This window comes from Azospirillum oryzae, from assembly GCF_008364795.1.
GTDB lineage: Bacteria > Pseudomonadota > Alphaproteobacteria > Azospirillales > Azospirillaceae > Azospirillum > Azospirillum oryzae.
In genome coordinates this window covers 199,281-221,028 of the sequence record NZ_VTTM01000001.1, presented here as the reverse complement: position 1 = coordinate 221,028, position 21,748 = coordinate 199,281, and the positions used below count along the sequence as shown (strand labels likewise).

Annotated in this window: 19 protein-coding genes; 12 read left to right on the top strand and 7 right to left on the bottom strand. The window is 65.8% G+C overall.

The window, feature by feature from the left end; all coding sequences use genetic code 11:
* Positions 1–80 precede the first annotated feature (80 nt).
* The 4 genes from FZ938_RS01040 (at position 81) to FZ938_RS01025 (ending at position 4,351) form a co-directional block, all read left to right on the top strand.
* Positions 81–611 carry a thioesterase family protein gene (locus FZ938_RS01040; protein WP_149196865.1) on the top strand — a complete coding sequence of 177 codons (531 nt, stop codon included), beginning with the start codon at positions 81–83 and terminating at the stop codon, positions 609–611.
* Positions 612–650: 39 nt separating this feature from the next.
* Positions 651–1,400, top strand: a complete 750-nt coding sequence (locus FZ938_RS01035; protein WP_149196864.1) for an electron transfer flavoprotein subunit beta/FixA family protein — start codon at positions 651–653, stop codon at positions 1,398–1,400.
* 166 nt (positions 1,401–1,566) lie between these two features.
* Positions 1,567–2,493 (top strand): electron transfer flavoprotein subunit alpha/FixB family protein, encoded by a 927-nt coding sequence (locus FZ938_RS01030; RefSeq protein ID WP_149196863.1) that lies wholly within the window; start codon positions 1,567–1,569, stop codon positions 2,491–2,493.
* Positions 2,494–2,530: 37 nt separating this feature from the next.
* Positions 2,531–4,351, top strand: a complete 1,821-nt coding sequence (locus FZ938_RS01025) for an acyl-CoA dehydrogenase C-terminal domain-containing protein (RefSeq protein ID WP_149196862.1) — start codon at positions 2,531–2,533, stop codon at positions 4,349–4,351.
* Here the strand turns inward: FZ938_RS01025 and FZ938_RS01020 are convergent.
* Positions 4,293–4,952, bottom strand: coding sequence for a pseudouridine synthase (locus FZ938_RS01020; RefSeq protein WP_149196861.1), 660 nt, complete (start codon positions 4,950–4,952; stop codon positions 4,293–4,295). The genes FZ938_RS01025 and FZ938_RS01020 overlap by 59 nt on opposite strands.
* An 80-nt stretch (positions 4,953–5,032) precedes the next feature.
* Between FZ938_RS01020 and FZ938_RS01015 the strand changes: the two genes are divergently transcribed.
* The gene (locus FZ938_RS01015) at positions 5,033–5,959 is read left to right on the top strand and encodes a 2-hydroxyacid dehydrogenase (RefSeq protein ID WP_149196860.1); all 927 of its coding nucleotides are present in this window, start codon (positions 5,033–5,035) and stop codon (positions 5,957–5,959) included.
* Between the two features lie 95 nt (positions 5,960–6,054).
* On the opposite strand, the gene ubiB is transcribed toward FZ938_RS01015, so the two are convergent.
* Both ubiB and FZ938_RS01005 read right to left on the bottom strand, forming a co-directional pair.
* Positions 6,055–7,593: a 2-polyprenylphenol 6-hydroxylase gene (ubiB, locus tag FZ938_RS01010; protein ID WP_149196859.1), complete on the bottom strand. Its 1,539-nt coding sequence runs from the start codon at positions 7,591–7,593 to the stop codon at positions 6,055–6,057.
* A 6-nt stretch (positions 7,594–7,599) separates the two neighbouring features.
* Positions 7,600–8,433, bottom strand: coding sequence for a class I SAM-dependent methyltransferase (locus tag FZ938_RS01005; protein ID WP_149197636.1), 834 nt, complete (start codon positions 8,431–8,433; stop codon positions 7,600–7,602).
* 434 nt (positions 8,434–8,867) lie between these two features.
* Here FZ938_RS01005 and FZ938_RS01000 point away from each other — a divergent pair, with 434 nt between their 5' ends.
* Both FZ938_RS01000 and FZ938_RS00995 read left to right on the top strand, forming a co-directional pair.
* Entirely contained in the window at positions 8,868–9,824 is a 957-nt protein-coding gene (locus tag FZ938_RS01000) for a tyrosine-type recombinase/integrase (RefSeq protein ID WP_149196858.1), read from the top strand.
* 12 nt (positions 9,825–9,836) lie between these two features.
* A complete protein-coding gene (locus tag FZ938_RS00995) occupies positions 9,837–11,000 on the top strand; it encodes an aminotransferase class I/II-fold pyridoxal phosphate-dependent enzyme (RefSeq protein ID WP_149196857.1) in 1,164 nt (387 codons plus the stop codon).
* Here the strand turns inward: FZ938_RS00995 and FZ938_RS00990 are convergent.
* Positions 10,974–12,242 carry a pentapeptide repeat-containing protein gene (locus tag FZ938_RS00990; RefSeq protein WP_174757164.1) on the bottom strand — a complete coding sequence of 423 codons (1,269 nt, stop codon included), beginning with the start codon at positions 12,240–12,242 and terminating at the stop codon, positions 10,974–10,976. The genes FZ938_RS00995 and FZ938_RS00990 overlap by 27 nt on opposite strands.
* Positions 12,243–12,801: 559 nt before the next feature.
* On the opposite strand from FZ938_RS00990, the gene rpmI reads away from it, so the two are divergent.
* The 5 genes from rpmI to FZ938_RS00965 all read left to right on the top strand — a co-directional run bounded on the left by rpmI (position 12,802) and on the right by FZ938_RS00965 (position 17,819).
* Positions 12,802–13,002 carry a 50S ribosomal protein L35 gene (gene rpmI, locus FZ938_RS00985; RefSeq protein ID WP_012975158.1) on the top strand — a complete coding sequence of 67 codons (201 nt, stop codon included), beginning with the start codon at positions 12,802–12,804 and terminating at the stop codon, positions 13,000–13,002.
* A gap of 35 nt (positions 13,003–13,037) precedes the next feature.
* Positions 13,038–13,409: a 50S ribosomal protein L20 gene (rplT, locus tag FZ938_RS00980; protein ID WP_012975157.1), complete on the top strand. Its 372-nt coding sequence runs from the start codon at positions 13,038–13,040 to the stop codon at positions 13,407–13,409.
* A 134-nt stretch (positions 13,410–13,543) separates the two neighbouring features.
* The gene (gene pheS / locus FZ938_RS00975) at positions 13,544–14,611 is read left to right on the top strand and encodes a phenylalanine--tRNA ligase subunit alpha (protein ID WP_149196855.1); all 1,068 of its coding nucleotides are present in this window, start codon (positions 13,544–13,546) and stop codon (positions 14,609–14,611) included.
* 12 nt (positions 14,612–14,623) lie between these two features.
* Complete coding sequence (gene pheT, locus FZ938_RS00970) at positions 14,624–17,035, top strand: phenylalanine--tRNA ligase subunit beta (protein WP_149196854.1); 2,412 nt, start codon at positions 14,624–14,626, stop codon at positions 17,033–17,035.
* A gap of 370 nt (positions 17,036–17,405) precedes the next feature.
* Positions 17,406–17,819: a response regulator gene (locus FZ938_RS00965; protein WP_149196853.1), complete on the top strand. Its 414-nt coding sequence runs from the start codon at positions 17,406–17,408 to the stop codon at positions 17,817–17,819.
* 48 nt (positions 17,820–17,867) lie between these two features.
* Here the strand turns inward: FZ938_RS00965 and FZ938_RS00960 are convergent, their stop codons facing one another.
* From FZ938_RS00960 to FZ938_RS00950, 3 genes are all read right to left on the bottom strand, one after another.
* On the bottom strand, positions 17,868–19,634 hold the full coding sequence (locus tag FZ938_RS00960) for a DUF3369 domain-containing protein (RefSeq protein ID WP_149196852.1): 1,767 nt from the start codon (positions 19,632–19,634) through the stop codon (positions 17,868–17,870).
* Between the two features lie 61 nt (positions 19,635–19,695).
* Positions 19,696–20,709: an SH3 domain-containing protein gene (locus FZ938_RS00955; RefSeq protein WP_149196851.1), complete on the bottom strand. Its 1,014-nt coding sequence runs from the start codon at positions 20,707–20,709 to the stop codon at positions 19,696–19,698.
* Positions 20,706–21,674: a LysR substrate-binding domain-containing protein gene (locus FZ938_RS00950; RefSeq protein WP_246457574.1), complete on the bottom strand. Its 969-nt coding sequence runs from the start codon at positions 21,672–21,674 to the stop codon at positions 20,706–20,708. The genes FZ938_RS00955 and FZ938_RS00950 overlap by 4 nt, the downstream gene beginning before the upstream one ends.
* Between the last annotated feature and the right edge of the window lie 74 nt (positions 21,675–21,748).

The following is a 21,748-nucleotide window of genomic DNA, read 5'->3' as shown; positions in this document are numbered from 1 at the left end:
CTGTGGAGGGGGGATCGGAACATGATGGGACAACGACATCCGCGGGCGGCCTGCGATGCCTTCAAGGCGGGAGAGGGGCGATGAACCTGATCTTCCGCCTGCTGGCGGTCGCCGCCGCCGCTATCTTTGCTGCGTGGCGCGGTCGACGCTCGGGATTGCTGGAGCCGTCGGCGCTGCGTTTCCGGGTCTGGCCGACCGACCTGGACATCAACCTGCACATGACCAACGCGCGCTATTTCAGCGTGATGGATCTGGGTCGCACCGACCTGATGATCCGCGTCGGTCTGGGGCCGGCGATCCTGCGCAACCGCTGGCAGCCTGTGTTGGGCGGGGCGACGATCCGCTACCGCCGGTCACTGCGGCCGTTCCAGAAATTCACCCTGGTCAGCCGTGTGCTGTGCTGGGACGATAAATACATCTTCATCGAACACCGCATGGAAACGCGGGGCGGGCTGGCGGCGATGGCCGTCGTCCAGGGCGCCTTCGTCGGAAGCCGGGGCGTGGTCGCGCCGGCCGAGGTGCTGGCAGCCCTCGGCACCACCGCGGCCTCCCCGCCAATTCCCGATGCGGTCGCAGCCTTGCGCGGACAGCCCCTGTCCGCCGCCGCCTGAGTCCATAGAAGAACACCATTCGAGAGGAGACACGCCATCATGAAGGTGCTGGTGCCGGTGAAACGGGTCGTCGACTACAACGTGAAGGTCCGCGTCAAGGCGGACGGCAGCGGCGTCGAGACCGCCAACGTGAAGATGAGCATGAACCCCTTCGACGAGATCGCCGTCGAAGAAGCCGTGCGCCTGAAGGAAGCCGGTACGGCGACCGAGATCGTCGTTGTCTCCGTCGGCCCGACCCAGGCCCAGGAAACCTTGCGCACCGCTCTCGCCATGGGTGCCGACCGCGCCATCCTGGTGCAGACCGACGTGACGACCGAGCCGCTCGCTGTCGCCAAAGTGCTGAAGGCCCTGGTCGAGAAGGAGGCCCCCGGCCTCGTCATCCTCGGCAAGCAGGCGATCGACGACGACTGCAACCAGACCGGCCAGATGCTGGCCGCCCTGCTCGGCTGGGGCCAGGGCACTTTCGCCTCTAAGGTTGTTGCCGCTGACGGCAAAGTCGCCGTCACCCGCGAGATCGACGGCGGTCTGGAAACCGTTGAGCTGAAGCTGCCGGCGGTGGTGACCGCCGACCTGCGCCTCAACGAGCCGCGCTATGCCTCGCTGCCGAACATCATGAAGGCGAAGAAGAAGCCGCTGGAGACCGTCACCCCGGATGCGCTGGGTGTCGACGTGACACCGCGTCTGAAGACGCTGAAGGTCACCGAGCCGGCCAAGCGGCAGGCCGGCATCAAGGTGCCGGACGTCGCCACCCTGGTCGACAAGCTGAAGAGCGAGGCGCGTGTGATCTGAGGAGCGCCGGCCCCGGTGCCCCCACCCTAACCCTCCCCCGCTTCGCAGGGGAGGGAACTGCCGCCGAACGCCGACAAGCATCCTGCTCCCTCCCCCGCCCAGCGGGGGAGGGTCGGGGTGGGGGCAAGTGTCCGCACTCCCCGCCCGCCCGACAGAGGAACCCGCCATGCCCATCCTGATCCTCGCCGACCACGACAACGCCACCCTGAAGCCCGCCACCGCCCACGCGGTCAGCGCCGCTGCCAAGCTCGGCAGCGACATCCACCTCCTGGTCGCCGGCCGCAATGCCGCCCCCGTTGCGGAGCAGGCCGCCAAGCTGGCCGGCGTCGCCAAGGTGCTGCTCGCCGACGATGCCGCCTACGAGCACGCGCTGGCCGAGCCGGTCGCGGCCCTGCTGGTGTCGATCGCCTCCGGCTACAGCCACGTCCTCGCCGCCGCCACCTCGGTGGGCAAGAACGTGCTGCCGCGCGTCGCGGCGCTGCTCGACGTGGCAATGATCTCCGACATCACCGCCGTGGTCTCCGCCGACACGTTCGAGCGGCCGATCTATGCCGGCAACGCCATCGCCACAGTTCAGTCGTCCGATCCGGTGAAGGTCGTCACCGTCCGCACCACCGCCTTCGAAGCAGCGGCAGCCGCCAACAGCGCCCCGGTCGAGAGCGTCGCAGCGGTCGCCGATCCCGCCCTGTCGAGCTTCGTCTCGGCCGAGCTGTCGAAGTCGGAGCGGCCGGAGCTGACCGCCGCCCGCATCGTCATCTCCGGCGGGCGCGGCATGCAGTCGGGTGACAACTTCCACCTGCTCGAGGTCATCGCCGACAAGCTGGGCGCGGCGGTTGGTGCCAGCCGCGCGGCGGTCGATGCCGGCTTCGTGCCAAACGACTATCAGGTCGGCCAGACCGGCAAGATCGTGGCGCCGGAGCTGTACGTCGCCGTCGGCATCTCGGGCGCCATCCAGCATCTGGCCGGCATGAAGGACAGCAAGGTGATCGTCGCGATCAACAAGGACGAGGAGGCGCCGATCTTCCAGGTCGCCGATTACGGCCTCGTCGCCGACCTGTTCAAGGCGCTGCCGGAGTTGCAGCAGGCCGTCTGATCCCGTTCATTTCCTCCGTTACCCGAAGAGGTCCCCCATGACCGCCGCCGCGATCCCCTATACCCCGCCGCTGAAAGAGATCCGCTTCGTCCTCGACCACCTCGCCGGCATGGCCGAGGTGGCGGCTCTGCCGGGCTTCGAGGATGCCAGCCCCGACATGGTGGACAGCATCCTGGGCGAGGCGGCGAAGATCGCCGAGAACATCCTGGCTCCGCTGAACCGTATCGGCGATGTCCAGGGCGCGAATCTCGGCGCCGACGGCATCGCCCGCACGGCGGAGGGCTGGGGGCCGGCGTGGCAGGCGCTGGTGGAGGGCGGCTGGAACGGGCTGCCCTTCGATCCGACGCGCGGCGGCATGGGGCTGCCCAACCTGCTGAACACCGCCGTGCAGGAGATGTGGCATTCCGCCAACATGGCCTTCGCGCTCTGCCCGATGCTGACGCAGGGGGCGGTGAACGCGGTGCAGCTCTATGGCTCCGACGCGTTGAAGGACATCTATTTGCCCAAGATGATCTCGGGCGAGTGGACCGGCACCATGAACATCACCGAGCCGCAGGCGGGCAGCGACCTTGCCGCCACCCGGTCGCGCGCGGTGCCGAACGGCGACCATTACCTCGTCGGCGGCCAGAAGATCTTCATCACCTACGGCGACCATGACCTGACGGAGAACATCGTCCATCTGGTGCTGGCCCGCCTGCCCGATGCGCCTCCGGGCGTGAAGGGTATCAGCCTGTTCGTCGTGCCGAAATTCCTGGTCAACCCGGACGGCAGCCTGGGCGCCCGCAATCAGGTGAAATGCGTGTCGCTGGAGCACAAGCTGGGCATCCACGGCAGCCCGACCGCCGTGCTGTCCTTCGGTGATGAGGGCGGGGCGACCGGCTTCCTGGTGGGCGAGCCGAACCGCGGCCTGGAATACATGTTCACCATGATGAACCATGCCCGGCTGAACGTCGCCATGCAGGGCCTGTCGATCGCCGAGCGCGCCTACCAGCAGGCGCTTGCCTATGCCCGCGACCGCGTGCAGGGCAAGCCGCTGGGCTGGACCGAGGGTCAGTCGAAGGGCATCGTCAACCACCCCGACGTCCGCCGCCTGCTGATGGGCATGAAGGCGCGGATCGAGGCGATGCGCGGCATCCTCTACACCGCCGCCGCCGCGGTGGACGTGGCGCATCACCATGCCGACGAGGCGGCACGTGGCCGGGCCGCCCTGCTGGTCGATCTGCTGACCCCCATCGCCAAGGGCTGGTGCACCGAGACCGGCCAACAGCTGGCGTCGGACGGCGTGCAGGTCCACGGCGGCATGGGCTTCATCGAGGAGACCGGCGCCGCCCAGCATCTGCGCGACGCCCGCATTACCACGATCTACGAGGGCACGACCGCCATCCAGGCCAACGACCTGATCAACCGCAAGATCCTGCGCGACGGCGGGGCGACGGCCAACGGCTTGCTCGACGAGATCGCGGCGCTGGGCGGCGAGTTGTCCGGCCACGCCGATGAAGCATTGCGCGTCACCGGTGCCGAGCTGGTCGCTGCGGTGCATGAGGCCAAGCAGGCGGTGGCCTGGGTTCTGGCCACGGCGAAGCAGGACCCGCGCCTGCCGGCCGCCGCGTCGGTGACGCTGCTGGAACTGATGGGTGTCGTCGCCGGCGGCTGGCAGCTTGCCCGCGCCGCCAAGGTGGCGGTTGAACGGCTGGCGGAGGGCGATGGCGACACCGCCTTCCTGTCGGCCAAGCCGCTGACCGCCCGCTTCTACGCCACCCATGTGCTGCCTAAGGCGGCGGCGCTGCGGGCGACCGTCGTCAACGGCTCCGCGAGCGTGATGGCGCTGAGCGAGGAGCAGCTGTTCGGCGCGGCTTGACGGGGGCGCGCTGACCGGTTGGCGCCGGAGCCTTTGGCCCTTTGCTGGGTGTCGCGGGCGGTTGGGGGACCTCCCGCCACTGCCCCGGCGCCAGCCCATCCAATGTCCAATCGCCGATCGACCAGCGGATCAGCCGCAGGGTGGGGAAGCCGACCGCCGCGGTCATGCGGCGGACCTGCCGGTTGCGCCCTTCGCGCAGGGTCAGCGCGATCCAGCTGGTGGGGATGGCGGCCCGGTAGCGCACCGGCGGATCGCGCGGCCACAGCGACTCCGGCTCCTCCATCCGCCGCACCTCGGCCGGCAGGGTGGGGCCGTCCTTCAGCGTGACGCCGCGACGCAGAGCCTCCAGCGCCTCGTCGGTTGGCACGCCTTCCACCTGCACCCAATAGGTCTTGGGCATCTTGTTGGCGGGCGATGCGATGCGGGCGATCAGCGGGCCGTCGTCGCTGAGCGCCAGCAGCCCCTCGCTGTCGCGGTCGAGCCGGCCGGCGGCATAGACGCCCTTCACCGGCACCAGCTCCGCCAGGGTCGGGCGGCCCTGGTCGTCGGTGAATTGCGGCAGCACACCATAGGGCTTGTTCAGCAGGATCAGGCGCGGCACGGGCTTGCTTCCTTGCGCGGTTCGGGAAAGGCGCTATCGTTCGCACCCCAACATGATCTCTTGATAGCAGGGGTTCGGCCGTGACGCTTCTGTTCTGCTCCGCCAGCGACAGCGCCGAGGATTGGCGCCGGGAAATCGCCCGCCATCTTCCCGGCGTGGAGATGCGCGTCTGGCCCGAGACCGGCGATGTCGCCGACATCGAGGTCGCGGTGGTGTGGAAGCCGCCGGCCGGCATGCTGGCGACGCTGCCCAACCTGCGCCTGATCGTGTCGCTGGGCGCCGGGGTGGAGCCGATCCTGCAGGATCCGACCCTGCCCGACGTGCCGCTGGTCCGCATGGTGGCGGACGGGCTGACGGTCGACATGGCCGGCTATGTGGCTTTCCAGGTGCTGTACTGGCACCGGCTGATGGATGGCTATGCCGCCCTCCAGGCCGAGGCACGGTGGGAGCAGAGGGACCATCGCCCGGCCTCCGAGGTGACCGTCGGCTTCCTTGGATTGGGCGAACTGGGGGCGGCGTCGGCCCGCACGCTGCGGACCCTGGAATACCGCCTGATGGGCTGGAGCCGCAGCCCGAAGAGCATCGAGGGGGTGGAGAGCTTCTCCGGTCCCGACGGGCTGGCGGCGATGCTGCCGCAGTGCGATTTCCTCGTTTGCCTGCTGCCGCTGACCGACGAAACCCGCGGCATCATGGATGCCTCGCTGTTCGCCGCCCTGCCCAAGGGGGCGGTGGTGGTCAACGCCGCCCGCGGTGGGCATCTGGTCGAGCGGGACCTGCTCGACGCGCTGGAGAGCGGGCATCTGCGCGGCGCCAGCCTGGACGTCTTCGCGACGGAGCCCCTGCCGGCCGACCATCCGCTCTGGCGTCATCCGAAGGTCCGCGTCACCCCCCATGTCGCTGGGATCACCCACCCGTCCCGCTGCGCCGTGCAGGTGGCCGACGCGGTGAAGGCCCTGCACGACGGCCGGCCGCTGCCCAATCTGGTGGATCGCAGCCGGGGGTATTGATCTGGCAAAAAGGACTTTCCTCGACCGTCATTCCCGCCTTCGCGGGAATGACGGTCGAGGAAAGCGCAGCAACAACTTTAGCCCAGTCGCGGCCCTTACAGCATCTGCACCGCGATCACCGCCAGCAGGGCCGCGATCACCCACAGGGCGATGCGGTCCGAGCGGCGGCGGGTCTCCCAGCCGTTCAGCATCTGGCGGACGGTCTGCGGGTGCAGGCGCACCCCGCCTTCCGCGATGTCGCGGGTCACCCGTTCCGCCTCGCTGACCAGGGCGGGAATGCGGCGGACGGTGGACAGGATGGCGCCGGCATCGTTGATGAACTGCGCCTCCGGTCCGCGATTCTCGCGCATCCACTCCTCGATCAGCGGGCGGGCCAGCTCCCACATGTTGATGTTGGGGTTCAGCAGGCGGCCGACGCCCTCGGCGGTCAGCATGCTCTTTTGCAGGAGCAGCAACTGCGGCTGGGTTTCCATCTCGAACTGTTCGGTGACGGCGAACAGCTGGGCCAGCAGCCGGCCGACCGAGATGTCGGCCAGCGGCTTGTTCTGCAACGGCTCGCCGATGGCGCGGCAGGCCTGGGTGAAGATTTCGATCGACTGGTGGCGCGGGACGTAGCCGGCCTCGAAATGCACGATGGCGACGCGGCGGTAGTCGCCGGTCAAAAAGCCGATCAGCATGTCGGCGAGGTAATAGCGCGTCTCGCGGTCCAGCCGGCCCATGATGCCGAAATCGACGGCGGTGATGGTGCCCTGTTCGTTGATGAACAGGTTGCCGGGATGCAAATCGGCGTGGAAGAAGCCGTCGCGGAAGACCTGATTGAAGAAGCTGGCCGAGGCCATCGCCAGAATCTCGTCGCGGTCGAAGCCGGCGGCGGAGATGCGGGCCGGCTCGTCCACCTTGAAGCCGCGGATGCGCTCCAGCGTCAGCACCCGGCCGCCGGTGCGCTCCCAATCGACCTTCGGCACGTTGAAGGTGTCATCGTCCTTGAAGTTCGACGCCAGTTCCGACGCCGCCGCCGCCTCCATCCGCAGGTCCATCTCCAGGCGGGAGGTGCGGGCGAAGGTGTCGACCACCTCGACCAGCCGCAGCCGCTTCAGCCTGGGCAGCACCCACTCGGCGAGCCCGGCCAGCCGGTAGAACAGGTCGATATCGCGCTCGAATGCCTGTTCGATCCCCGGGCGCAGCACCTTGACCGCCACCTCCTGCCCATCGGCGGTGACGGCGAAATGGACCTGGGCGATGGAGGCGGCGGCGACCGGCTTGTCGTCGAAGCTCTGAAACAGGGCATGGACCGGCTGGCCGAACTCCGCCTCGATGATGGCGCGGGCCTGATGGGCGGGGAAGGGCGGCAGTTTGTCCTGCAGCTCGGCCAGATCGACGGCCATCCGCTCGCCGACCAGATCTGAGCGGGTGGACAGCAGCTGCCCCAGCTTGATGTAGGTCGGGCCGAGTTCGGCCAGCGCGCGGGCCAGCCGCTCGCCCTCGCGGCCGGGCACGCCCTTGCGGGCGACTCGGCGCCACAGCCACAGCAGGCCGGGGGCGGTGCCGAGCAGGCTGGTGGGCAGGGCATCGTGACGGGCGACCGTCCGGCCGATCACGGCCATCCGGATCAGGTTGCGCAGGATGCGGAACACGGGGTCTTAGATCCGCCAGCCGGAATGGATGGCGGCGATTCCGCCCGACAGGTTGCGCACGCGCACCGCGCCGAATCCGGCGGCCTCGATCCGTTTGGCCAGATCGGCCTGCTGTGGGAAGCGGCGGATGCTCTCGGCCAGATAGCGGTAGCTCGCCTCGTCCTTCGCCACGACGCGGCCCATGAAGGGCAGCACCTGGAAGGAATAGACGTCGTACAGCTCGCGCAGAACCGGCAGGACGACGTGGCTGAATTCCAGGCAATAGAACTTGCCGCCCGGCTTCAGGACGCGCTGGGCTTCCTTGATCGCCTCGTCGATGCGGGTGACGTTGCGCAGGCCGAAGGCGATGGTGTAGGCGTCGACCGAGCGCGAGGCGATGGGCAGCCTTTCCGCATCGCCAACCGTCCATTGCACGCCGGACAGGATGTTGCGGTCGATGGCACGGTCGCGGCCGACCCGGACCATCGCCTCGGTGATGTCGCAGACCACCGCGGCTCCGCCGCCCTTCTTCAGGAAGCGGAAGGCGATGTCGCCGGTGCCGCCGGCCACGTCAAGCAGGGTCATGTCCGGCTTCGGCGCCACCATCTCCATCAGCGTGTCCTTCCACAGCCGATGGATGCCGCCCGACATCAGGTCGTTCATCAGGTCGTAGTTGGTCGCCACGCTGTCGAACACGGCGCGGACCAGCCCGGACTTGGCGGACGGATCGACGGGGGTGAAGCCGAACCAGTTGCCTTCGGCACCGGAGGGGGCGGCACCGGACGCGGGCTTTTGCGGGTCGGCGGAGGATGGGGGGGTGCGGTCGCTCATGGCCGGGAAGATAGCGCGGGCAAGGGCCATGCGCCAGCGGGGGCGTGCGGTGCGGAAGGCGCTGCGGCGAATGGCGTAGGGCGGATGGAGGCGAGGGGCGGGGGAGGCGGAGGTTGGAACGTCGTGGAACAGGTTTTGGAGACTGTTCCACGGGGTGCGGTTCGGCGGTAGGTCGGCGGTCTGCCGGGTGATGGAACAGGGTGAAACAGTTTCCCGGTGATGTTCCATCGCCGTTGAGACCTCCTGAAGGCGTAGGTACTCAATCCTATCACCGGGTCGGCCGACGGGAAAGGATGGGGCGAATTCCGGACTGCGCGGCTTCGTTATCATGCGGGCTGATGAGCCTGGAGGCGCTGGCCGTGCTTGCCATTCACCGGGGGCTGGCCTACTGACTGCCGGGTATAACATACGCCCGTATTCCTGTGGCTGCGGTGGCCGTGGGTGGGAGCCTCTGGTGGATCGGCATGACCCTTGCTGAAGCTTGCGCCGAATTCCTGACCCATTGCCGGGTCGCCAAGAACCTGTCGCCCCATAGTCTGCGCGCCTACACCATCGATCTGGCCGAGTTCGAGCGATTCGCCGGCCCCGCGACGGCGGTGGCGGTGGTGGACCGCCCGCTGCTGCGCCGCTATCTCAGCCACCTGTTCGAGGTGCGGCGGCTGAAGGAAACCAGCGTCAAGCGGCGGATCGCCTGCCTGAAGGTGATGTTCCGCTGGCTTGAACTGGACGAGGTGATCGAGATCAGCCCCTTCCACCGGCTGGACGCCCGCATCCGCCTGCCGCGCCGCCTGCCGCGCAATCTGACCGACGACGAGGTGCGCCGCCTGCGGGGCGCCGCTCTTGCCGGGGCGGGGATTGCGGGGCGGGTTACCGAAGTGAAGGCCCTGCGTGCTGCCCGCAAGGCCGAACACGACGCCTTCACGGCGCTGGTGGCGGTGGAGGTGCTGCTGGCCACGGGGTTGCGCGTGGGCGAGTTGGCCGGCATGCGGGTGGAGGATGTGGATCTGACCGGCCGCGTCATCACCATCGTCGGCAAGGGCAGTCGCCAGCGCCGGGTGTTTCTGCCCGACGATGCGGTGACGGCCCTGGTGACGGCTTATCAGGGGGCGACAGGCGCGCGGCGGTGTGACCATGACCGGTTCCTGATGACGGGAACGGGCGGGCCGGCATCGACCCAGCATCTCCGCTTGCTGATTCGGGGAATTGGCGAGGAGGCGCAACTGTCCCGCCGCGTGACTCCGCACATGCTGCGGCACACGGCGGCGACCCGGCTGCTGGAGAATGGGGTGGACATCCGCTTCGTCCAACGCCTGCTGGGGCACCAGAGCATTTCGACGACAGAAATCTACACGACGGTGACGGACGCCAGCCTGCGGGCGGCGGTGATCAAAGCGGCGGAGGGGATGCGGGGAGGGAGGTGATAACTAGGAATTATGAGCAACCGCGCTGTGTTTTTTCCCGATGACATTGATCGGATAAATGCCAAATATTTCAATAAGCTGCGGCAGGATGGCGGAGTGTCAGCCGATCCATCATACTGGTATGAAAATCGGTCCGAAGTCGCTTTCGAATTTGGTCTCGAATCAATTCGTGCTTATACAAGTGATTACGATGGCGGATTACGAGACGAAAAAGCAGTGATAGCGGGAACTCTGGGGCTCTGGGATGGGCAAACCTATTCCAACGACGATCTGAGTTTATGCAGTTCGGCAACCTCAGCATCGCTTTCTATCCTTGCTTACCTCCGTCACATGCGCGGATTCGAATACATTGTATTCGAGACGCCTTGTTATTTTGCGAGCTATAAGCAAGCACAATATTTGTCGTTCAACGTTTGTCTTGCGCCAACCTATTTCAATGAGAAATTCAATATTAACTTGGATTTGATTGATTTTAGTCATCCTAAAGTCATCTGGATCACTCAGCCTAGATTTGGTATAGGCTCAAATTACGATGTCAGTCACCTGGATGCCATTCTGCACTGCATGAGTAAACACGATGTACTGGTAATCGACGAGGCCACAGAGCAGCTGACGCCCCCTCATTTGGCAGATTACAGCCATGCGCGCGATCCACGGATCATAAAGATCCGTAGTCCCTTCAAAGGCATGGGAATCAACGGGCCAAGGGTTTCTACCATTATTCACGGCGAGCATCGCTGCCGTCAGCTACAGCTCGCGCGTGAGCAGGTCCAAGGCTCGATCGATAGGTTCAGCCTTGATTTTGCAGTAAAGTTGCTCTCAGAACCAGAGCGATTCTTTATGATGCTGCAAACCGCGAATCGACAAATTCTAAACTTGCACAGAAATCTTTCCGTTCGGTGCATCGGTACGCGGGTTACTATGTCACCGATGCAAAACGGCTTCATCGGTTCTGCGTCGGTAGCCTATGATTCTCTGGATAAGCCGTATGTTCAAAGGCGCGAGCGGTTGCTACAGCATTGTTCAGAGCATGGAATGCCTGTGATTGTTGGGGCAAACATGTATTTTGCGATCGATCCTTCGCGTGAGTTCGTTCGTTTCAGCTATTTCTCTAAAGAGACAGATCTACAAGAAGCCGTAAGAATACTATCACTCTTTTCGCTCTCCACCATTTAGTATCTTCAGAAGAAGTAATCGTGACGCAGTCACCTGCCTAATTGATAGCTGGAGGCTAAGCTCAACCAGCAAATTTCCTGGGAATATCGACTTAATTTTCAGGCCGTAAAGATGGCTACTATCTTGATCGAAGCCGAGATTGACCGCAAACAAGCTCTTTCCTGGAAGAAGACTCTTTCCTAACTCTAAATTGCTTCCACTCTGGCTCTCGACCATCTGGGAGGAGGTGCCTCCGTAGGAAGCAACCTCAATTTTGAATCTAGAGGCCATGAACAACGCAACGAAGGGAATCATGTCGGCAATGGTGTCCCATGCCAGAAACATCTCGTTTGGTGAGTTGTGTTTCTTTATGCTGACAATCGCAATGCCTGGCCGTGCGAAGATATAGGGATAGTTAGCCAAATAATGACCGGGATCTAATGGGCCATTCACCAAAATGGACGCTATGCTCCCCAAGCGCTTTGTGGTCGATGTGACCGCAGCGAGGTATGCTTCTGCAATGCGGGCGAGCGTCATATGAACGCCGTAGATCGGCGTCATTGCGGCCGTTGGGATCGACGCATGCTCAACCAGAGCTCCGGTAAGCGAATGAAGTTTCAATATCGGAAAGACAATAATTTTGCCGCTTTCATAGAGGTCCAGCAGAAACTCCATGTAGAGTGTTAGGATATTTGTGAAAGTAAGTGGGATTTTGGCAGTGCCGATCCAGCTATCAAGCGCAAAGGTCGCTTCAAAGACGTTCGAACCCGCTAACGTGGCATCGCGGTCCAAAAAATGAGATACTTTGAATGCCTCGATTGGAGTGGATACTGGATATGAAGCGATGTCCTGAGCGCCCAACAGGCAAAATTCCTCGTCGATGCTTCTGTCCCGAATTGCACTGGCGGTGATAGCCTCTTTATATATTCCAAAGTTTCCAATCAGGGTTTGAATTTGCAAATTAGTGTTGTGAATAATCGGGTTGGAGAAAAGGCAAAAATCAAAAAGCTTGTTTGAGGTTGTGCAGTCCAAGAATTTGCAATCAAAGAACTTGCAGAGCTCAATAACCATATGGTCCAGCGCGCAATTCTTAAAGAGCACATTGCGGAATGTTGTCCCTGTGATCGAAACATTGTGAAAATGGCAATTTTCGAACTCAACCGCCTCAAAGTCGCAGTTGATTATCGCTGCGAAATCGAAGGAGCATCCGCGGAACACCGAACGCTCAGCAAAGGAGTCCTTGAAATCTACGTATTCGAACAAGCCTGCGTCCGATTCAAAGTCTCGAATCGTCGATAGTACGATATTGGCTGGCCTCAGATGGTGGCGCTTAGTGTGAAGGCCTGTGAGAAGCGAGCGCCTAATTTCTTGAGATCTGGTCGTAAAAGACTCCATCTCCGAGAAATTCAGCGTGACATCAACCGGGTTATCGAGGACGAAAGCAGTGCTTACGTCAGTTGGCCGCTTGCTTCCCATAATTCCTAGTTATCAATTTCGATAGTGGTTAGAAATTGCGCCTATGCGCATCGATCGCTAGCAGGTTGCCAGATGGCAAAGGTATACTCAAGTGATAAATCAATCGCAAATTAACACCCTCCGGTGTGCCGTCTGGTGGACTGGAATGGTCTGGAAAGCGGGAACCGGAGCGCGCTCCTTGGCTGTGCGGTATTCTGCAAAGGCACACCCCCACATCCTCCTTGCATCCCGCCGCCCCCGCGCGTATAAGCGCATCCTTCCACGGGCGGCGAGGCTGGGCCGTATGGCTCAGGGCATGCCCAACCGTCCGATGGAATTCCGCCTCATTTCCCTCTAGGAAACGAAAATGCCCAAGCTGAAGACGAAGAGCGGCGCCAAGAAGCGCTTCAAGGTGACCGCCACGGGTAAGGTCCGCGCTCAGGCCGCCTACAAGCGCCACTGCCTGGAACAGAAGTCCCCGAACATGAAGCGCAACGCGCGCGGCATGATGACCCTGTGCGACTCCAACGCCCGCACGGTGCTGAAGAACTGGCTGCGCAACGCCTGATCTCGGCACATCATAGAATTCGGAAGGACTGAACCATGGCTCGTGTTAAGCGCGGCGTCACGACGCACGCCCGTCACCGCAAGATCCTGAAGCTCGCCAAGGGCTACCGGGGTCGCAATTCCAAGAATTTCCGCATTGCGATCGAGAAGGTCGAAAAGGCGCTTCGTTACGCCTACCGCGACCGCCGCAATAAGAAGCGCGATTTCCGCGGCCTGTGGATCCAGCGCATCAACGCCGGCGTCCGTCAGTACGGCCTGACCTACTCGCGCTTCATCAACGGCATCAAGCTGGCCGGCATCGAGATCGACCGCAAGGTCCTGTCCGATCTGGCCGCGCGCGAGCCGGAGGCCTTCAAGACCCTGGTGGACAAGGCCCAGGCCGCGCTCGCCTCCAAGGCCGCCGCGTAACGCCTCGCGCTTCCCGTTCAAAAGGGAACGCTTGCCGTCACGGCGTCAGTTGTAAGAGAAGGGAGCCGGGCCGCTGGGCCGGCTCCCTTTTTCTTTTTGCACCGTTTTCTTCCCCACGCTTGCCGGGAACCGCCATGCTCGACGCGCTGAAAGACGAACTTCTGTCGCAGGTCAACGCCGCCGCCGACCTTTCGGCGCTGGACGAGGTGCGGGTCTCCGCGCTCGGCAAGAAGGGGCGCATCACCGGCTTCATGAAGGAGTTGGGGAACCTCACGCCGGACGAGCGCAAGGAGCGCGGTCAGGCGCTGAACGCGCTGAAGGACGAGATCGCCGCCGCCATCGACGTGCGCAAGGCCGACCTCGCCGCCGCCCACCTGAAGGCGCGGCTGGAGGCCGAACGGGTCGACGTCACCCTGCCGGTCCGCCCGGAGACGGAAGGGCGCATCCACCCGATCAGCCAGACGATGGACGAGATGATCGCCATCTTCGCCGAGATGGGCTTCTCGGTCGCCGAAGGGCCGGACATCGAGGATGATTTCCACAACTTCACCGCCCTGAACTTCCCGCCCGGCCACCCGGCGCGCGACATGCACGACACCTTCTATCTGCCCGATTCGGGTGACAAGAAGATGCTGCTGCGCACCCACACCAGCCCGGTGCAGGTCCGCACCATGCTGAACAACAAGCCGCCGATCCGCATCATCGCGCCGGGGCGGACCTACCGCTCCGACTACGACATGACCCACACCCCGATGTTCCACCAGATCGAGGGGCTGGTCATCGACGAGGCGACCAACATGGGGCACCTGAAGGGCTGCCTCGTGGAGTTCTGCCGTGCCTTCTTCGATGTGGACGATCTGCCGCTGCGCTTCCGCCCCAGCTTCTTCCCCTTCACCGAACCGTCGGCGGAGGTCGATATCGGCTGCTCGCGCAAGGGCGGGGAGCTGAAGCTGGGCAACTACGGCGACTGGCTGGAGATCCTCGGCTGCGGCATGGTCCACCCGAACGTGCTGGAAGCCTGCGGCATCGACAGTACCCGCTACCAGGGCTTCGCCTTCGGCATGGGGGTGGAGCGCGTCGCCATGCTGAAATACGGCATCCCCGACCTGCGCACCTTCTTCGAAGCCGACCTGCGCTGGCTGAAGCATTACGGCTTCGCGGCCCTCGACATTCCCAACATCGCCCACGGCCTGACGCGCTAAGGAGCCGGATCCATGAAGTTCACGCTGTCCTGGCTGAAGGACCATCTGGAGACCGACGCCTCGCTCGACCAGATCACGGAGAAGCTGACCGCCCTCGGGCTTGAGGTGGAAGGCGTCCATGACCGGTCGAAGGAGCTGGCGCCCTTCCGCGTCGCCCATGTCGTCTCGGCCGAGAAGCACCCGGACGCCGACAAGCTGCGCGTGCTGATGGTCGATACCGGCGCCGGCACCCTGCAGGTGGTCTGCGGCGCTCCGAACGCGCGCGCCGGCATGAAGGGCGTCTTCGCGCCGGAGGGGACCTATGTCCCCGGTTCCGACATCACGCTGAAGAAGGGCGTCATCCGCGGCGTCGAGTCGAACGGCATGATGTGCTCCAAGCGCGAGCTGAAGTTGTCGGACGAGCATGAAGGCATCATCGAGCTGCCGGACGACGCGCCCGTCGGTGCCGGCTTCGCCGACTATGCCGGGCTGAACGATCCGGTCATCGACATCAACCTGACGCCCGACCGCGCCGACTGCGCCGGCGTGCGCGGCATCGCCCGCGACCTCGCCGCCGCCGGCATGGGTACGCTGAAGCCGCTGACCGCCGGGCATCTCGACACCACCCCGGTCGAAGGCCGCTTCGCCAGCCCGATCGGCGTGAGCATTGATGCGCCGGAGGCTTGCCCGCTGTTCGTCGGTCGCTACATCCGCGGCGTGAAGAACGGCCCGTCGCCGAAGTGGCTGCAGGACAAGCTGGTGTCGATCGGCCTGCGTCCGATCTCGGCGCTGGTCGACATCACCAACTACCTGACCTTCGACGCCGCCCGACCGCTGCACGTCTTCGACGCCGACACGGTGAAGGGCAACATCACCGTCCGTATGGGCCGCGAGGGTGAGACGCTGGCGGCGCTGAACGGCAAGGAATACGCCCTGGACGGCGCCATGACCGTGGTGGCCGACGACGAGCGCGCCGAGGCTCTGGCCGGCATCGTCGGCGGCGAGCCGACCGGCTGCACCGAGCAGACCGTCAACGTCTTCGTCGAGGCCGCGCTGTTCGATCCGGTGCGCACGGCGCAGACCGGCCGCCGGCTGGGCATCGACTCCGATGCGCGCTACCGCTTCGAGCGCGGCGTCGACCCGGCCGCGGTGTTCGCCGGCATGGAGCGCGCCACCCGCCTGATCCTGGAGCTGTGCGGCGGCGAGCCGTCGGAACTGGTGGTCGCCGGGGCCGAACCGGACTGGAAGCGCAGCCTGACCCTGCGGGCCGGGCGGGTCGCGGCGCTGGGCGGCGTCGAGCTGCCGCGCGACCGTCAGGTGCAGATCCTGATGGATCTGGGCTTCACCATCGAGGGCGAGGACGAGGAGGGCCGGCTGCGCGTCGGCATCCCGTCCTGGCGCGCCGATGTCCATGGCGAGGCCGATCTGGTCGAGGAGGTGCTGCGCGTCCACGGTTTCGACGCCATCCCGGCGACGCCGCTGCCGCGCGAGACGGTGCTGACCCGTCCGGCCCTGACGCTGAAGCAGCGCCGCGTCGCGCTGGCGAAGCGGACGCTGGCCGCCCGCGGCCTGTCGGAGGCGGTGACCTGGTCCTTCCTGTCCGGTCCGGTCGCCGAGCTGTTCGGCGGCATCGAGCCCGGCCTGCGGCTGGTCAACCCGATCAGCAGCGACCTGGACGTCATGCGCCCGTCGATCCTGCCGAACCTGATCCAGGCCGCCGGCCGCAACGCCGACCGCGGCTTCGCCGACGTGCGGCTGTTCGAGGTCGGGGCGGCCTTCCGCACCCCGGCGCCGGACGGGCAGGATTCGGTCGCCGCCGGCATCCGCGCCGGGGCGGCGGTGCCGCGCCATTGGGCGGAGAAGGCGCGCGGCGTCGACGTGTTCGACGCCAAGGCCGACGCTCTGGCGGTTCTGGAGTCGGTCGGCGCCCCCGCCGGCAACCTGCAGGTCACCACCGACGCGCCGGGCTGGTACCATCCCGGCCGGTCCGGCGTGCTGCGACTCGGCCCCACCGTGATGGCCCGCTTCGGCGAGATCCATCCGTCGGTGCTGGAGGCTCTGGGCGTCAAGGGGCCGGTCGTCGGCTTCGAGGTGATGCTGGACGCCGTGCCGCTGCCCAAGAAGAAGGGCGGCACCGCCAAGCCGATGGTGCAGCTCTCCTCCTTCCAGCCGGTGGAGCGCGATTTCGCCTTCGTCGTCGACCGCAAGGTGGAGGCCGACAAAATCCTCCGCGCCGTGAAGGGCGCCGACAAGGCGCTGGTCAAGGATGTCGCAGTGTTCGACGTCTATGAGGGACCGGGGGTGGGCGAGGGACGCAAGTCGGTCGCCGTCTCGGTCACCTACCAGCCGACCGCCGCAACCTTGACCGATGAGGCGATCGAAGCGGTCGGCCAGAAAATCGTTGCGGCGGTGGTCAAGGCGACCGGTGGAAATCTCCGCGCCTGAGACTATCCTCCAAAGGTTGAAACTCCTGCTGTTCAAGAATAGAGCCTCCGTTCCGGCGGGGGCTCTTTTTTTGTTTTCGCCGAAGGAGTCACGAAAGGGTCTTTTCAAACCACCGATTGCCCAATCATATGATGAATCGCTGATTGAAGAGTCTTGAGTGCATTCGCTAAGGGAAAATCCTGATGACGATTGTTGCAATTCAGTGTTTGACGGCGGGGCAATGTTTTATGGGAAAATCCGGCTTTGGGATTGTTTACCCCTGGTAAGCCCATGATGCGTCCAATGTCACGGTTAGGCCACAGGCGGCGCTTGCATTGCCTTGGCATGCCCGATGTCCAATTTGGTGCAAGCGACGGAGCGGGAGAAATCAATGGCTGATCCTACAGACAGTCAGGCAACCAAACCGGAGTCCGTCAGGCCGCTGATCCTGGTGGTGGACGATGACCGCTCGATTGTCGAGGGGCTGGCGATCCTGTTGGACGGCTGGGGGTACGAGGTGGTGAAGGCGCTGAGCGCCGCTGCGCTGGAGGCTCAGCTCGGCGGTCTGGACCGGGCGCCGAACCTGATCATCGCCGACCATTACCTGCCGGCCGGCCGTACCGGGCGGGAGGTGGTGGAGCGCGTCCGTGCCGAAACCGGGCAGCAGATCCCGGCGATCATCCTGACCGGCGACAGCACGCCCGAACGGCGCGACGAGGCCGAACTTCTGGGCTGCCAGCTGCTGCTGAAGCCGGTGCAGGTCGGGCCGCTGCGCGAGGCGGTCGAGGCCCTTTGCAGCCGGTAGGAGTGCAGTCGATAAGCGGGCGGGGGTAGGGTTGCTCCATCCCGCCTTTCAGGCCGCCGGGCCTGCCCCGGAACCGGGCCGGTCGATCTCCGGCAGCACGGCGAGGAAGGCATCGACCACCGCCGGATCGAAGCGCAGGCCGGTCAGCCGCCGGATCTCCTCCACGGCGTGAGCGCGGTCCAGCGCCGGGCGATAGGGTCGGTCGCGTGTCATCGCGTCATAGGCATCGGCGACGGCGACGATGCGGGCGCACAGCGGGATCGCCGCCCCGGTGCGGCCGTCGGGATAGCCGGTGCCGTCCCAATTCTCGTGATGCCAGCGCGCCACCGCCGCCCCCAGATGCAGATGGGTCGGGCCGTCGGCCAGATGGCTGGCCTGGTGCAGCAGGGCGGCGCCGGCCACCGTGTGGGTCTGCATGGCGCTGCGTTCCGTCGGGTCGAGCGGGCCGGGCTTCGACAGGATGCCCGGGTCGACTGCCGCATTGCCGATGTCGTGCAGGATGGCGGCAAGCCCGATGATCTCCAGTGTCGACTCGTCCAGCGACTCGGGGAACAGACCGTCGGCATGCAGGCGGCGGGCGATCCGTTCGGTGATCGCGGCGATGCGCAGCGAGCGGCTGAAGCGGCTGCCTCCGGCCATTTCAGTCGTCACTTCGGCGGTCACTTCGGCCGTCATCTCCGCCGCCGGGCCGTCCGTGCCCAGCGCGCCGCGGCCACGTTCGGCCAGATCGGCCAGCGCCGCCAGCGTGCCCTGCTGGGCGCGGTAGAGCTGTTCGTAATGGTGCAGATTGTCGAACCCGACGGAGATCTTGCCGCAGAACACCTCGATCAACTTGCGGTCGAGTTCGGACAGCGGCCGGTTGGAGCGCAGATAGACAACCGTTTCGCGGTCGTTCGGTGTGCGGATGTAGAGCGTGCAATGGTCGCCGGCATAGGCATGCGCCTGCTTTTCCAGGCAGGCGGTCACCGCATCCAGCACCGAAGGGTCGACATGGCCGGCGGCGGGCTCGTTGATCAGCGTTTCGAACCGGCCCGACCCGGCCAGCACATAGAGGCTGGTGGGACATCCCGATGAGGCGCATCCCGACGGGGTGCAGCCGGCCGCGCCGGCGCCGCCGCGCTGCATGCAGAGGATGGCGTCCGGCCCCACCCCCAGCAGGCCCGACAGCTGGGTCAGCACGCCCGCCGCGAACAGCTTCATCGAGCGGGCGCGGAACAGCGACGACGACGCCTCGATGATCTTCTCCAGGCCGCGGCGGTTGGCGTCGATGGTTACGATGTCCTCGTAGGAGCGCAGCGCCGCGACCGTGGTGGTGAACAGCTGCTGGGCGGTCAGCTGGGTCTTCGCCTTGTAGTCGTTGATGTCGTAATCGAGGATCACCGCCCGTTCAGGCGCCTGTCCCGGCTGGCCGGTGCGCAGGATGATGCGGACGTTGCGGTTGCGCAGCTCCTCGCGGATGTGGTGGACCAGCCGCAGGCCGGCATCCTCCGTCTCCATCACCACGTCGAGCAGGATCAGCGCGATGTCGCTTTCCCGTGCCAGGATCCGCCGCGCCTCCGCCGCCGAATGGGCGGACAGGAAGCGCGCCTTGCGCCCCTTGTAGGCGAAATCGGACAGGACGAGCTTGGTGATCGCATGGACCTCCGGCTCGTCATCGACGATCAGCATGGTCCAGCGGCTGCCGGGCGGCTCCTCCGCGCCCTGCTCCTCCTCCGGGGCGGTATCGTCCAGGAACACCAGATCCTCGTCACCGCTTTCCGGTGCCGGATCGGTTCGGGCGTCGTCCTCTGGTCCAGTCGGGTCGGCGTCGGTCATGGCTCTTCGATCGTGAAAGGGTCATGAGGAAGGGCGCGGCCGGCCCAGATGCGCAAGGCTATCAGAATGTATCCAGCTCGATCACCGTACAATCGAGTCCGCGTTGCGCCAACGTGCCGCAGGCGGTGTCGACCTGCAGCCGGGTGAAGGGGGCCACCCCGACCTCATACAGGAGGCGTCCCTTGCGGAACACCGGCCAGACCATCGGCGGCAGGTCGCGATAGGCGCTGCCCGGTCCGGCGGTGAACTCCTTCCAGGCGCGCAGACCCTCGGAATAGCTGACATATTCGCCCAGCTTGATGCCGTAGAGCATGCCCGGCTCCACCGGCGGCATGCCCGGCAGCGGGTAGGGCGCCACCACCCCGACCAGCCCCTGGACCGGCGCCAGCGCGCGGGTGCCGGCGGGCAGGGCCAGAGTCGCCTCGCCGTTCGCGGCACCGATCAGCGCCACCACGTCGCCCTGGCGCAGGGTGAAGGGGCGCCGCTTGCGGTTGCTCAGGATCTCGGTGGCGGAGATCGGGCCGGCGGCGACGACATAGCCCTCCGCCGGGGTCTGGGCCGCCTTGTCCCAGGCCGCGCGCGGCACGACGGCGGCGCTGCGGTGGGGCAGGGAAGCGTTGGCCGGCGGTTTGCCGGAACCGGGATTGGCCGAGTCCGGTTTGGCCGAGTCGGGTTTGGCCGAGTCGGGTTTGGCTGGCCCGGCGGGCTTGTGCGCCCGCGGCCCCTCGCCGCCGATGGCCGGCCGGCCGGTGACCATCAGCGCCGGGTCCAGCGAATCGGCGGGAACATAGCCGATGGGCTGGCCGCCGATGGCGACCTCCGTCCAATAGGTGCCGCGCGGGGTGCCGAGCGCGTTCAGCGCCTTGCCCTGCTTCAGCGTCATGACGATGCGCGCGTCCTCGCTGGGGCCGATCCGCACCTCGATGTCGCGGTTCAGCACCACCTCGCCGGTCAGCGGAGCGCCGATGGCGACAGGGCTCTGTGCCCGCGCCGGCGGGGTGGCGGCGAAGAGCCCGGCCCAGGCGAGGGCGACGGCGAGTACCGGCAGCAGGCGGCGGGTCGGCACGGCATTCATGGCACTGCTTTCATGGCACGGCTGATGGGGGCGACTTCCTTCGCGGACACCGGCGGGGCGAGGCCCGGTCCCCGGCGGCCCGCCAAGTCATGGCCGACGAGGTCGTGGATGGCGTCTGCCAGCAGCCGCACCGGCTTGGGCGCCGTACCGCGGGCGCGGTGCAGGGCGATGTCGACGTCCGGCAGGCCGGGAAACCCCTCCGCCGCGCCGATGCGACGCAGGCTGGGCGGGACGGTGCAACATTCCATCGCCGTCACCCCCAGCCCGCCCATCACCGCGCCATGGACGGCGACGACGCTCTTGCTGGTGAAGGCGACGCGCCAGTCGCGGCCGATGCCGTCGAGCGCGGCGACGGCAAGGTCGCGCACGACGCAGCCCTTGGGGAACAGCGCCAGCGGCAGCGGATCCAGGCTTTCCACCGGGCGATGTCCCGGCGTTGGCACGGGGTCGAGCGGCGGGGCGACCCAGGCCACCGGCTCCTGCCGCACCAGCTCGCCGCCGGCCTCGCCGGCCTTGCGGGTGACGAGAGCGAGGTCGTAGCGGCCCTTGTCGATCTCCGCCACCAGATCGGGGCTGTTGTCGCAGATGACCTCGACCATCACCTCGGGATAGGCGGCGTTGAAGCGGGCCAGGATTTCCGGCAGCAGCATGGTGGCGTAATCGTCGGGCGTGCCGATGCGGACGCTGGCCACCGTCGGGCTGCGGTGCATCAGGGCCAGCACCTCGTCGTTCAGGGTCAGCATGCGCCGCGCATAGGCCAGCAGCACCTCGCCGTCGCGGGTCATGCGCACGCCGTGGGTGTCGCGTTCGAACACGCGCTTGCCCACCGTGTCCTCCAGCCGGCGCACCTGCTGGCTGACCGCCGCCTGGGTGCGGCCCAGCCTTTCGCCGGCACGGGTGAAGCTGGCGCTGTCGGCGACGGCGACGAAGGCGCGCAGCAGGTCGGTATCGAGATTGGCGGGCATGGCGTGGAACCGGAAGTTGCCGCTTATTCAAGCAGAGCGCCGGCCGGTCCGCAACGGCGCGGTCATTACGAACC

Bases quoted from the DNA above. Each gene is read 5' to 3' on its own strand.
- FZ938_RS01040 (WP_149196865.1), top strand. From the start codon at position 81: ATGAACCTGATCTTCCGCCTGCTGGCGGTCGCCGCCGCCGCTATCTTT.
- FZ938_RS01035 (WP_149196864.1), top strand. From the start codon at position 651: ATGAAGGTGCTGGTGCCGGTGAAACGGGTCGTCGACTACAACGTGAAG.
- FZ938_RS01030 (WP_149196863.1), top strand. From the start codon at position 1,567: ATGCCCATCCTGATCCTCGCCGACCACGACAACGCCACCCTGAAGCCC.
- FZ938_RS01025 (WP_149196862.1), top strand. From the start codon at position 2,531: ATGACCGCCGCCGCGATCCCCTATACCCCGCCGCTGAAAGAGATCCGC.
- FZ938_RS01005 (WP_149197636.1), bottom strand. From the start codon at position 8,433: ATGGCCCTTGCCCGCGCTATCTTCCCGGCCATGAGCGACCGCACCCCC.
- FZ938_RS01000 (WP_149196858.1), top strand. From the start codon at position 8,868: ATGACCCTTGCTGAAGCTTGCGCCGAATTCCTGACCCATTGCCGGGTC.
- FZ938_RS00995 (WP_149196857.1), top strand. From the start codon at position 9,837: ATGAGCAACCGCGCTGTGTTTTTTCCCGATGACATTGATCGGATAAAT.
- rpmI (WP_012975158.1), top strand. From the start codon at position 12,802: ATGCCCAAGCTGAAGACGAAGAGCGGCGCCAAGAAGCGCTTCAAGGTG.
- rplT (WP_012975157.1), top strand. From the start codon at position 13,038: ATGGCTCGTGTTAAGCGCGGCGTCACGACGCACGCCCGTCACCGCAAG.
- pheS (WP_149196855.1), top strand. From the start codon at position 13,544: ATGCTCGACGCGCTGAAAGACGAACTTCTGTCGCAGGTCAACGCCGCC.
- pheT (WP_149196854.1), top strand. From the start codon at position 14,624: ATGAAGTTCACGCTGTCCTGGCTGAAGGACCATCTGGAGACCGACGCC.
- FZ938_RS00965 (WP_149196853.1), top strand. From the start codon at position 17,406: ATGGCTGATCCTACAGACAGTCAGGCAACCAAACCGGAGTCCGTCAGG.
- FZ938_RS00960 (WP_149196852.1), bottom strand. From the start codon at position 19,634: ATGACCGACGCCGACCCGACTGGACCAGAGGACGACGCCCGAACCGAT.
- FZ938_RS00955 (WP_149196851.1), bottom strand. From the start codon at position 20,709: ATGAATGCCGTGCCGACCCGCCGCCTGCTGCCGGTACTCGCCGTCGCC.
- FZ938_RS00950 (WP_246457574.1), bottom strand. From the start codon at position 21,674: ATGCCCGCCAATCTCGATACCGACCTGCTGCGCGCCTTCGTCGCCGTC.